The sequence below is a fragment of the Rhizobium sp. BK491 genome, from assembly GCF_014194925.1.
GTDB lineage: Bacteria > Pseudomonadota > Alphaproteobacteria > Rhizobiales > Rhizobiaceae > Rhizobium.
In genome coordinates this window covers 16,443-28,753 of sequence record NZ_JACIAR010000019.1, presented here as the reverse complement: position 1 = coordinate 28,753, position 12,311 = coordinate 16,443, and the positions used below count along the sequence as shown (strand labels likewise).

The window sequence follows — 12,311 nt, the reverse complement described above, 5'->3', positions numbered from 1 at the left end:
CAACGCGCTGGCACCGATGATGGTGGCGGCATAATCGAGGCGGAAATCCACTTAACCAAACGCCCGAAACTGTTCAAACAAACCGAGCCACCTCTCTACCCATATTCACCCCGGAGCCTTAACGATAAAGCTGATGCCCGTCTTTAAGGAAAATCGTGAGACTTATAATAAGCAGAAAGTCTTCTCAGTTGCTCATCTATCGCATGAGCGTCCCCATGGCTGTCAGGGACAGTTAAAAATTCACCAAACCTACTTACCGCAAACGCCCAGTGCGCAACTAGTCTCCGGTTTGGGACGGGAATATTAATTTTCCTATTCCGAAAGAAAATCCAACAGTCTTCATTCTCAGCATACTCATCCTCCAAAATTGAGCTGATCCTATCTTTCGGCAGGAATTCGCCGATGATATCTCTTGCTTCATTGGTCGCAATCCCGCGTGCCTCTTCTAAAGTAATTGGCTTTTGTGTTGTCATGGAGGAGTTCCCACCTCAACTTTTAGGGTCGACTTAAGGGTTACGACTTTACCAATTTGCGGATCAACGAAGATCACATTGCCGCCCTGATTTATGAAGCCTACGACATGGCGAGTGACGTCAGCACCTTGATCAATGACGATCGCTCCGTAAGGTTCATCGTATTTGACGATCTTCGCAATGGGCTTGTCGCAAAGTGGGGTTCGGCCCGCAGTTTGCCCGTGAATGGGTGCGCTTTACGCTTTGTTAACTTTTTGAAGTCCGAAGAGGCGCGCGAGCAGGTCGTTCTGCTCGTTGACGGTCCAATCGCCGGAAAAGCCGAAGCCCTTCTTCAGCCAGAGCATGGCTTCGAACCCAGCGATCGTTCGTCGCGCCGTCCTGAAAGATCGGAAACCGCCGATCTTCGGCATGTTCTTCTTCACGCGAAAATGGTCGCTTTCAATGCCTTGCTGGAGATGCTTGGTTACATGGTGGACCGGTTTCGGATGCAACAGCCGATCGTCGATGGCCGCCTTGATCGTCGAAGGGAATGTATTGGCGCCATCGGTGCCGATCTTTTCCGGCGAGAGGAGCGGCTCGTCTTTGAGCATCTTGCGGAAGAAGCGCTTAGCGGCATGGAGGTCGCGCTTTGCGGTGAGCAGGAAGTCGATGGGGTTTCCGTGCTTGTCGATGGCGCGGTATAGATAGCGCCACTTGCCACGGATTTTGACATAGGTCTCGTCGATCCGGACCGAACCACAATGCGGGCGCCGAAACTGACGCAGTCTCTTCTCGATGACAGGAGCATAAGCAAGGACCCAGCGGTTGATCGTGCTATGGTCCACTTCGAAGCCGCGCTCGCGGAACATCTCTTCCAGGTCGCGATAGCTGAGTGGATAGCGCAGATACCAACTTACCGCCTGCACGATTAGCCAGGCCTCGAAATGCCGGCCCTTGAAATCATCCTTCGACTGGCGCTTCAGCTTCCCGGCAATAGTATTCAGAATCATTTGTACGCTCCACAACAACGGGAGCGGGAATTTCTCCGGTGATCGTCAACACGCGGTGAACCAAGAAAAATTGCGACAGGCCCACATTTCCTAATGCTCTCCTGCTTGGCGGGCTGGCCGAAGACGGGAACCGGGATGCCAGCGCCGATCAAGCTGAAGCCATAACTGCTCGAAGATGCCGACATAGAGTTGCCGATGTCGGAATAAAAGCAGGATCGAGATCGCCATCAATGATTGCGTGCTGCAATTTCACGAGTGAGATACTCCAAAAAATCAGTCCTCGTTGAGCACGTTTTGAGCGCATCATCTACGTCGATCCGACTTATGGGAGGTGATACGTTGTTCGTAAATATCAGACTGAATAACGACATCAATAATTCGCTTAACTTAGTCCAATTGGCCGAATTATATGAATTGCCAAATAGCCTCGACACATCCTCGCCGTTCAAAAATCCGCTATCGTACGATGTATAGTCTTGCTCGGGTCGCATATCACTTAACATTACCATAGAAATTTTTTCCACGATCTCCTTTCTGGTTACGTAAATGAACTTTGTTTTCCCTTCGTAGCCGGCATCTACAACATCAATGATGCCTGGGGTGTCTGCTCGATTGTCCACCGGGCTCTCCTTACTTTTGTCTTACAATCGTGTGTCCAACGAGTGACGTCGCAAAATTTGCGGGTGTCATCGAATGATTGTCAGTGATCGCGCGCAGCGGGGGATCGATTTCGGGTAGCGGCAACGAACCACGCCAAGACTTTTTTCGATGATGCTGGCCACGGCCGCCGCTTTCAATGACGCGACGGGCCTTCAGGAAAGCATCTTCAATAATTATGAAAGCCTTCTCCGTCCGCACATTGCGCGTGCCGTCGGCGTCGACGGTGTATAGATCGTCGGCAGAAAAGACGCGGCTATAAGGACGCCAGTCAATATAGCTGCCATCTTGCGCGTATCTATGAACGACCTTGTCGCGTTTCTCCGGATCGCACCACGCCTTCAAGCATGATCGTCGGATCCAATACTGATTCTTATGGTCCATCGCCCATCATTCTGCTGATATAGAATAGCAGTCGAGAGCTTTTTTGAGGGGCAGTTTGAAATTTCCTTTGCCGGTTCAAGTGAGCGACGGTGGGCAAGCACGACATGGTGCGGTTCAGAGATCAATTGGAAAGCGCACCTGAAGCCCTTCAATAATGTTAAAGGTCGGCCTAACGATGACCGGAGATTTTGCATCTACCTTGTGCAAAATGCATTCCATCTCATCTGGAATGGACACCCCCCTAACCGTGGCTCCGTCGTAGTGAATTTGTCCAAGAAACTCTATCCTTTGCCCATCCACCTCTAGGACGTACACGGCGGTTTTATGATCCACATTTACATCAATTCCGATAATTCTGACCTTGCTAACAGTCATTGGCTTCTTCCTGAAGTCCGTCGTTTAGAGGCTCTATTTTGCTTTGTAGACGCTATATCCGGTCCAGGCTTTCTGAAAATCAGACACAGTCATACTATAAGTTGTTCCAGGAGCAGTTCCGAAGCTTTTTTCGTCTGCCGGCCACGGGTCGTGGATAATTAGATTTCCTGACGCGTCTTCGCCCGAGACTACCACGAAATGCGAAAGAGCCTGCGGGCCAGGGTCCTTCAAAACAGCTGCCCAACTGCCAGTGCTGTTTAGCCCCTTCAAAGTACCAAGGTCGTCCATATCGGCCGAAATGCCCTTCCAACCGTTGTCAACCGAGTTGAGCTGTCGTGCCAAGCCTTCCGCGAACTGCAGAGAGTTACCACCGAGCTCAGTCTGAGATACCAACAGCCCACGTTCAGACAAAAGAATAGACCCACAAGCCGCGCCACAGCCAGTAGGGCCGGTTTGGCTCAACGTCGTGTCTATAGTCTCGCTTATGCGAGGCCAGTTTCCACCTGCGCCCGCAAGGGGACTGCTATTTTTGGCAGTAATGCCCTCGACAGTGGCGCCAACGCCACCAAGTGCGCCGTATTCCGCAATGCTAACCGCTTGTCCGGCGAAGAGCACACTGATCCCAATCGCTGCGCAATAGTCGCCGGGATGGTTTTGGCAATAGCCGCCGATGGCATCGGCATATTCGAGGGCATAGTAAGTACTATTTTTGCTGGCGAGAAATATCTCCGCCGCCTGGCCATCAATGGCGCTCAAATCTTTGAAATCTTGATCAAAAAATGCTTTTGATGCCAAGATGTCTTCTCTGATTTTCTCGACACAGGCCGCGTCACGACAGGCATTCAATTCATCGTTTTGTGTAGCGCTAAGTAAGACCAAGTCTTCCTGCAATTTGGCCATTGCATTGATGCAGGCGTCCGAGTTAGCACCGTTTTCTGCGCAAGTTTCCTTGATACTCCTGACCTTGTCGTCAATGTTTTGATGTGTGAGATAGTTGTAGTTGAAGTTATCGAGGCTCGCTGCGGCTCCCGAGTTACCGCCGATCGCAGCGCCGACAAAGGCTGCCGCCCATTCGCCAACGGCGGTCTTTTGCGCGGCGGTGAGATTCGGATTTGCGGCGAGTACTTGCTGCAGGATGCCATTGGCGAGTTCTTCCGCACCTGCCGCTGCAGCGGCCTGGCCGGCGTTACCTCCGGCAAGCTGAGCGACCACAGCTGCTGCCGCTGCATGAAGCGCGATCTTTTCCGGGCTGCCTTCGTCCCATTGCATTTTGTTGGCAAGAGAGCCTATGGCCATATTGGCAAGCTGCGAGAGCGCAGCAGCACTCTGCTGCTGCGCTTTAAGCTTGTCGATATCGAAGGGATCGACCTGAGTGTTGGCCTTGGAAGCATCGGTGTTGAGGCTTGCGAGGTCCTGGCTCTGGTTGGTGAGGGTCCAGTTGCCGGGGGTGATCGTCGCCAGGGTCGCGCCGTTGTCGCTCTGCTTTGCCGGCTGTCCGACGACCGGCACGGGAATGCCGGAACCCAACAGGCTGAACCCGTAGCTGGTCGAAGACGCCGACATCGAGTTTTCGATGTTGGAATAGAGGATCTGGTTTGCGGTCAGGTCGTTGTTTTTGGGGTCGGCCGTCGAGCCGATGAAGCCCCCGACGAGATTGACCGTCCCATCCGTGCTGACATGATAGCCGCCCGAGCCGGCGAAGATGCCGCTCTGCTGCGTGACGTTGGCATAGTCGCCGGTGACGGCGCCCTGATTATAGCCCCCCGAGATGCCACCGGAGCTGATGCCGAGCTGGGCGCTCTGCGATTTCTCGTCATAGGAAGCCGTGTCCTGGCGGCTCTCGATCACAATACCCTTGGCGGCGTCGGCATTGACCGTCGTGCCGGAGAGAACGCCACCTGCAAGCGTCAGCGTGTTGCCGGCGACGACCGTGACGGTGTTGGCGCCGCTGACATTCGAATTGACCTGTGTGACCGAGCTTGCCACCTGCTTGCCGGAACTGTAGGCGGCGTTGGCGGTCGGCCCGGCATTGAAGACGCTGCCATTGGCGTCGATGCTTGCGCCGATACCGATGCTGGCGCTGCCGGCCTTGCTGCTACTCGTGCTGTCGGACGTCGCCTGCACGCTTTCCAGGTCGACATTGCCGGCCGCCGAGATCAGCACGTTGCCATTGTCGGGATCGCTGGAAGAGGCTGGGGTCTGTCCATCTTTGCCCATGCCGGCGGTGATCTGCACGCCCCGACCGACGACATCGCCGGATTGGGCAATGATCGTGACCGAGCTGCCGTGGATCTCGGGCGGAACCGGGATCGAGGTCGTCGACTGCTGCGAGCTTTCGCTGAAGCTATAGCCAGCCGTCAGCGAGATCCCGGCGACGGCGGGCTTGAGGCCGGTTTTTGGATCCGGCTCGGCCTTGATGGCGGCCATGGTCGACGTGATTGCATTATAGCCGTTCACCCCAGCCAGGACCGCGGGGGCGATCCCGTAGATACCATTGTCTCCGGATAGCAGACTACCCGCCTGCATTGCCTGTTGGCCCGCTGAGATCAGCGACGACTGGACCGTCAGGCTGACACCAGCGAAGCTCTTCTTCTGCATCTCGGAGGCATTGGTGACGTCGTTGCTGGAGAGCATATTGACGTTGTCGCCTGCGATCAGGCTGATCGGGCCGGCGGCCAGGATCTTTCCGGACTGATCGTTGATGTTGCGGTTGGCGGCAATCGTGATGCTGCCATCGGAGTCCAGCGTGCTGACCGCATTGATATTGGCGTCCTTCGAACGCTGCTCTTCCGACTTGGCGACGCCAATGCCGATCGATAGGCTGCCGTCACCGGAGGAGAAGTTGATGCCAAAGCCGGAGCGCTTGGTCTGGCTGGAGGAGGATTGCTCTTCCGCCCCCGGCGCGATGTTGACGTCGCGTGCCGAGGAGATGACGGTGCCATCGCCGGAATGCGAGGACGAGCCGAAGATGTTGACGTCGCCCTGAGTGGAGGTGATCGTCGTGGTGCCGCCCGAGCTCAGTGTTGAGCCGATATTGTCGGTCGAGCTCTGGCTGCTCTTCGAATCCTTCGATCCATAGATCGAGATGAATCCACCGCCGGAGCCGACGCCGATGCCCGACTTCTTGGTCTGCTTGTCACTCTCGTGGCTCTCCTCGGCCCCCATGACGGTGACGGTCGAGCCGGAGAGGCTGAGATCATTGCCCGCTGCCATTTCCGAACCCGAGACGACGGTCTCACCATTGGCATTGACGTTGACATTGCCGGAGGCAGAAATCGATGAGCCGACGGTATTCTCGTCGTAGGTATGCGTATGGGTCTTCGACGATGAGAGGAAGCCGCTCTTCTTGCTGTCGGAGGTGGTCTCGTCCGTGTTCTTGCCGGAGGCGATGACGACATTGCCGGCAGCAGTGACGTTGGCGTCGGCCGGATGCGTTGCATCGCCGGCGGTGACATCGGAGGCCGAAATCGTGACATCGCCGCCGGTCGAGGCGATGTTGACCCCGGTCTGCCCGGAGACCGACGATCCCTGTGCCGTTGTCGTCGTCTCAGTCGCTTTCTTCGAACCGGACTTGCTGGACGAGGAAGCGGTATCCGTCGCCTCACCGATGGTGATATCACCCTTGGCGATCAGATTGGCCGCACCGCCCTTGGCCGCAACGTCGGAGCCGATGACGCTGATATTGCCCGTGTCGGCCTCGACGGTAACGCTCCCGCCGGTGGAGGTGATTGACGAGCCGGTATTGGTGATCGATGTCGAGGATGTGCTTGCGCTCTTATAGCCGTTGGCCGAGCTTGCGACCGTCTTCGACTGGTTCGACGTCTGATCCTGAGACGCGGTGATGGCAATATTGCCGTTGGTGGACAGCAAGCCGACATTTCCGGCTGCTGTCAGCGACGAGCCGGCGATCAGCACGCCCTGGTCGCCAGAGACCAGCATGGAGCCGCCCGAGGTGAGGGATGAGCCTTGCTGTGTCTGGCTGCTGGTCCTGGTGGTCGTGCCGTTGCGATCTTTGGCGACGGAGCGGTTGTCGACGCCTGCGCTGACGATGTTCACGGCCCCATTTGTGGAGACCACCGCCATGTCGCCGCCGGAGGACGCGGAGGAGGCGATGATGTTGACACCGTTGGTGCCGGAGATGCCGAGATCGCCGCCCGTCGTCACGCTGGAGCCGACCAGCGAGTTCTTGCCGCCATTGGTTTGGCTGGCGGCCGCGAGGGTGACGGTATCGCCTGAGAGCGAGGCATTTCCACCGGCGGCGACTTTCGTACCAGCGATGGTAAGACCGCCATCGCCCCCTGCCAGGAGCAGGTTGCCGCCGGCGTTGGCGCCGGATTGAGCGCCTGTCGGAACGATCGTCTGACCGCCAATGGTCAGGGTCTGGGCGGTGAGCGTAATGCCGTTCTCGGCATTGAGGTTGAGATTGCCGCCGGCATAGAAGGTTCCGCCACTGGCCTTGATCGACGAGGCGGCGAGGGTGAGGCCACCGGCCGCGGCGATCGCACCGGAGTTGTTGAGATTGCCGACCGTCATGTCGACAGAGCCGCCGGCGATCTTTGCCGCGGAACTGCCGGCTTTCGCCCTATCTGCCGCCGACAGGTAGACGACGGGGGCGAGCACCTGGACGCCATCGACGGTCTCGGTCTGATAGATCACCATCGATTGCGTCAGTGATGCGGCCTGCTCCGGCGTCAGCGCCTGACCAAGCGCCAGGCCATGTGCCTCGGCATAGGCGACGCCATTATCCAGCAGCGTTTTCATCTGCTCGATGGCGTCATCGCCGGGAATGAAGGAGCCCTTGCCGAGCCCGTCGCCAACCAGCTGGCGAAGCTGCGTGTCGATAAGCTGGTTGTCGAAATAGGCATCGCCCAGGAAGGGAACGCTGGTCTCGGGCTTGTAGCCGATGCGGTTCAGGAAATAGGACGAGCCGTAAAACTTCGAAACGTCAAGGAAGGCCGCGCGGGTCTCGAAGATAAAGCCCTGGCCTGGAATGGTGCCGCCGACGCCACCGGATTGCGGTTTGGCCAGCGCTGCCAGTCGGGCGATATTCGCAGGCGAGATCTGGGTGAGATTGGCAAGCGAAGCGGTGAGGCTGCCGTTGCCAGCGACGTTGCCGATGGCGGCATTGACACTGAAGAGGGCGCCGCCGGCGGTCAGGCCGGAAAGCGCCGAGAGCGGATTGCCGGGCGTTGTCGACGGCGCCACGGTGACGGAACCGGCGATAGAGCCGGGCGAGGCCGTATTGTTGACCGTGCCGCCGCCACGGATGCTCAGAGCACCGCCGGCCTGGATGACGCCGGACATGACGCCGATGGTCTCGATGCTGGCGGTGGTTCCGGCCGGCAGATCCTTGGACGGATCGCGCGTGCCATTGGGATTGGCGGAATAGGTGAGGGTGGTGTTGGGGGTGCCGATGCAAGGTCGGTTGGGGCCGGAGCAGTTCAGCCCGCCGGTGGTGGGATCGGAGGAAATGACGTCGGGATAATATTGGCACGGGTTGGCGCTGTCGCAGATGGTCAGGGTCGTGCGGTTGAGCGTCGCCCCCTCGTTGGTGAGGGTCCCCGTGACATTGAGCGCCATATCGCCATCGGCGGCAATCGAGCTGTAGGAATTGGTGAGGTTGGTTGCATCGATGGTGAGGTTGCCACCGGCGCGGATTTTAGAGCCGGCGCCCGCTGCTCCCGTCAGCTGGTCTTCCTCGACGATCTGGTGAACCAGATTGTCGATGGTCTGGGTCCAGCCATATTCTGGCGAATGATCGCCGGCGCCTGTGGTGTCGCAATGCACCTGGCACTTATAGGTCTCATAGATCTGATCGTAGGCGGTCAGGATCGTGTCGGAGATCAGGACGTTGCGGGTGATCGCCGGCGAACTCAGCGGCCCATTGACGAGGCTCGTCGTCAGGATGGACATATCGCCGCCGGACTGGATGAGACCGGCGGTATTGACGACGGCGGTATTGCGCTCCGCGGGCGTGGCGCCGGCGATGGTGAGATTGTTGCCCGCGAGGATGGCGCCCTGATCGTTGGTTAGCGTTCCGGCGACGAGGAGATTGGCGTTGCTGCCGGCATAGATGAGGCCGGTGGTATTGTTGGTGAGATCTCCGGAAACATTGATCGTCAAATCGCTACCGGCGGCGAGCTGGCCGCTGTTGGACAAGGTGGGAAGCGTCAACGTCAAGTCGCGGGCGGCGAGCAGGTTGGTGGCGCTGGTGGTGACGAGGCTGCCGGCGGCAATGGTTATATCGCCATTGCCGCCGGCGCCGCTCGTACCGCTTGCGGTACGGCTAGAGGTGACCGCGCTCACGGTCGCACCGGTCAGGTCCGCTTGACCAGTGAGATTGAGCGCCAGGCCACCGAGAACGAGGTTGGAACTGGAAAGATTGGCGCTGGCCGCATCGACGGTGAGCATGCCGCCGGCGGATATGTTGCCGCCGCGAGCGCCGGAGAGATCGACCATGCCGCTAGTGCCGGCATCGATCGTCAGATTGCCAGTGACATTGGTGGCGTTGGTGTAGGATATCGTGCCCGGCGCGGTGAGCGAGGCATTCGCAAGGCTCTGGAGCAAGGCGTAACTGATATCGCCGCTTGCCGCAGCGGAGAGATTGCCGCCGGACAACAACGCATTGCTCGCGGTGATATCGCCATTCGTGGCGGTAAGCGTCATCGTGCCGGACTGGGCATTACCCTGTGCCAGCATCAACGCACCGTTGGTGGAGGCACGCGTTGCCGCAAAATCGACGCCCGAAACAAGGCTGCCAGCTGATATCGACTGGCCTTGCAGGCTGACATTGCCTGCGGACATGGACTGGCCGGCAAGGGCGATCGTACCACCGGCCGTCATGGTCAGGTTCTGATGGGCGACGGCATTGACCGGAGTGATATTGCCGATGTTACCGGAGGCGCTGGCGAGGATAGAACCGGCGGACAGCAGGTTTGACGCGTTGAGATCACCAGCGGTGGCGACAAGGGACACGTCGCCACCGCCGCCGAGCGCGACCGAGCCATCAGCCGACTGGCTGGTAGCGGCAAAATCGACGCCCGAGACGATAGTGTTTGCAGTCACCGACGAGCCGCTGACCGCGACATTGCCGGCCGCCAGCAGTTGGCCGGTGATGTCAACGCGACCGCCTGTGGTCGTCGTGTCTGTAACGCCGCTCGAACTGACGGAGACATTGCCATGATCGGTGATGTCGGAGGCGGCAAGCGAACCGGCCGTTACACCCAGATTGCCGGCGACCAGCAGCGGCCCGATTGCGGCACCGGTGGCAGTGATGGTCAGATCGCCCGATGATCCAATAACGATCGCGCCATTGGTCGATTGACTGGTGGCGGCAAAATCGACGCCGGTGACAATCTGGCCGGTGGAGACGGTTCTGCCGGCAAGCGAGACATTGTTCGCCCCCAGAATCTGGCCGGAGACGCTAAGACTGTTGCTGCCGGCAAGCGCGATGGCGCCATGGCCGGTGACGCTGCCTGCGCTGAGATCGGCGGCGCTGGCCGTGATGGTGCCGGCGGAAAGCAGCGTCGTGGCGGATAGCCCCCCGGTTGCCAGCAGCGTCATATCGCCGGACGAACCCAGTGCCAGACTGCCGCCATTGGCGGCGGTTGCGGCAAAGTCGACGCCGGAGACGATGGCCCCGGCGGTGATTGCTCCACCCGAGATGAGGACGTTACTCGCAGCAAGAACCTGGCCGCTGACATCAGTGCGACCGCCTGCTGTATCAACTGTCACCGCGCCATGCGATGTGACGCCGCTCGCATCGAGCGATGCCGCGGTGACCGTCAGATTGTTGGCCGACTGCATGCTGCCGGCCGTCATGCTGCCGGTCGCCGTCGCCACAAGACTGCCGGCGGAGAGCAAATTGCCCGTCGTGATAGTGCCGCCGGTGGCCGTCAGGTTGAGATTGCCTGCGGAGCCCAGAACGACATTGCCATTTGGATCGGCGCTGGTGGCCGCGACGTTGATGCCCGAGACCGCCATACCCGTCGAAATCGAGCGGCCACTGGCAGACAGATTGCCTTGCGCAAGGACAGTGCCGGCGATGGCCACATCCAGTCCGGCGTTGAGCGCGAGATTGCCGTAGCTGAGCAGCGAGCCGGCCGAGATCGAGCCTGCTGTCGCCTGGATGGTAAGGTCACCGCCGGTGCGTGCCGATCCGGTCACTGACACGTCACCGGCGGTGGATGCCAGCGTTGTGTGTCCGCCGGCATCAAGCTGATTGATCTGAATTCCAGCCCCAGACGCCATCTGTATGTCGCCAAGGCTGGTGGTGCTGCCTGCGACCGACAGCAGGCCGGTTCCGCTCGACAGGGCGATATCGCCGTCGGCCGCGACCGACTGCAGGGTAATCCCTTGATCGGCCTGGACCGTGACCTTCTGTTTCGAGGTCACTTTGGCGGCCGTGACCTTCTGTTTCGACGTGATGGTCACACCATCGCGTGCGGAAGCATTGCCGATCGAGATCTTGCCGTCGGCCGACAGCGTCAGCTCGCCGGCATTGGCGGCCATGTCGCCGCTCATCTTGACGCCGGCCCCCTTCTCGGTGACGACGACCTTGATGCGGTCTGCCTGCATCGCCCCGAGCGCCGTGCCGTCAATCGCATATTCCGGCGTGCCCGAGGTGGCGGTCAGCGCCGTCGCCTCTCCGGTGGCATAATTGTATTGGCCGGCGCCACCAGTCAGGCGCACGGTCTTGCCGTAGATCGGCGCGTTGACATGGATATTGCGGGCAACGACGTCGAACAGATCGACCGCGCCAGGAGCAGCCGCAAAGTTCCCGCCTGCGCCTTCGAAGGTGACATCGCCACCATTGACGGTGAATCCTGTCAGGCTGCCGTCGACGCCGATATTCGGCACACCGGTCGTCAGCGTCGCACGCGGCGTGTTGATGAAGCCGCAGCCTGCGCAGGTGATTCCATTCGGATTCGCGATGATGACGTCAGCCCTGCCGCCAAAAACTTCGGTCGGCCCATTCAGCGCCGAGCGATTGCCTGAGATGACTTCGTTGAGAATGACGGAGGCCGGGCCAGAATTCCTCAAATTGGGATTCCCGGGTGTGGCGCCGCCGAGGTTCGAGGTGCCGACCTCGCTGTTGAAGTTGTTGAGGATCAGGCCCTGTGTCCCGACATTGAAATTGTCGTACTGATTGTGTGACAGGCCCGAACTGTTCGGGGTGACAATATCGATCAGCGGCACGCCGTTCGGCGCGGCACCGACGCCGGGCTGCTTGGCGGCTGGCGCCGATCCCGCCGCCGAGACCGACTGCGCATTGGCCAGCATCGGCTGGAAGACAAGCAACGCACTGAGAACCGTTGCGGTGAATTGGCGGGCTATGGTTAGGAGGAGATGTGTTCGTGTGAGCGAGGCGGCGGCCTCAATCCGCCGTCCTGAACTGGTGTTGCCCGCATGTTTCTTGCTGATCGCCATTGTC

At 59.2% G+C, this 12,311-nt stretch carries 5 protein-coding genes; all 5 read right to left on the bottom strand.

What is annotated here, in order from left to right; genetic code table 11:
• Nucleotides 1-143 precede the first annotated feature (143 nt).
• The 5 genes from FHX05_RS29085 to FHX05_RS29065 all read right to left on the bottom strand — a co-directional run bounded on the left by FHX05_RS29085 (nt 144) and on the right by FHX05_RS29065 (nt 12,307).
• Complete coding sequence (locus FHX05_RS29085) at nt 144-473, bottom strand: hypothetical protein (protein ID WP_183876292.1); 330 nt, start codon at nt 471-473, stop codon at nt 144-146.
• A 236-nt stretch (nt 474-709) separates the two neighbouring features.
• Entirely contained in the window at nt 710-1,462 is a 753-nt protein-coding gene (locus FHX05_RS29080; RefSeq protein ID WP_183876290.1) for an IS6 family transposase, read from the bottom strand.
• Nucleotides 1,463-2,092: 630 nt separating this feature from the next.
• Entirely contained in the window at nt 2,093-2,503 is a 411-nt protein-coding gene (locus FHX05_RS29075; RefSeq protein ID WP_183876288.1) for a hypothetical protein, read from the bottom strand.
• A 114-nt stretch (nt 2,504-2,617) separates the two neighbouring features.
• Entirely contained in the window at nt 2,618-2,878 is a 261-nt protein-coding gene (locus tag FHX05_RS29070; protein WP_183876286.1) for a hypothetical protein, read from the bottom strand.
• A 33-nt stretch (nt 2,879-2,911) separates the two neighbouring features.
• The gene (locus FHX05_RS29065; protein ID WP_183876284.1) at nt 2,912-12,307 is read right to left on the bottom strand and encodes a hemagglutinin repeat-containing protein; all 9,396 of its coding nucleotides are present in this window, start codon (nt 12,305-12,307) and stop codon (nt 2,912-2,914) included.
• Nucleotides 12,308-12,311: the final 4 nt, after the last annotated feature.

Bases quoted from the DNA above. Each gene is read 5' to 3' on its own strand.
- FHX05_RS29085 (WP_183876292.1), bottom strand. From the start codon at position 473: ATGACAACACAAAAGCCAATTACTTTAGAAGAGGCACGCGGGATTGCG.
- FHX05_RS29080 (WP_183876290.1), bottom strand. From the start codon at position 1,462: ATGATTCTGAATACTATTGCCGGGAAGCTGAAGCGCCAGTCGAAGGAT.
- FHX05_RS29075 (WP_183876288.1), bottom strand. From the start codon at position 2,503: ATGGACCATAAGAATCAGTATTGGATCCGACGATCATGCTTGAAGGCG.
- FHX05_RS29070 (WP_183876286.1), bottom strand. From the start codon at position 2,878: ATGACTGTTAGCAAGGTCAGAATTATCGGAATTGATGTAAATGTGGAT.
- FHX05_RS29065 (WP_183876284.1), bottom strand. From the start codon at position 12,307: ATGGCGATCAGCAAGAAACATGCGGGCAACACCAGTTCAGGACGGCGG.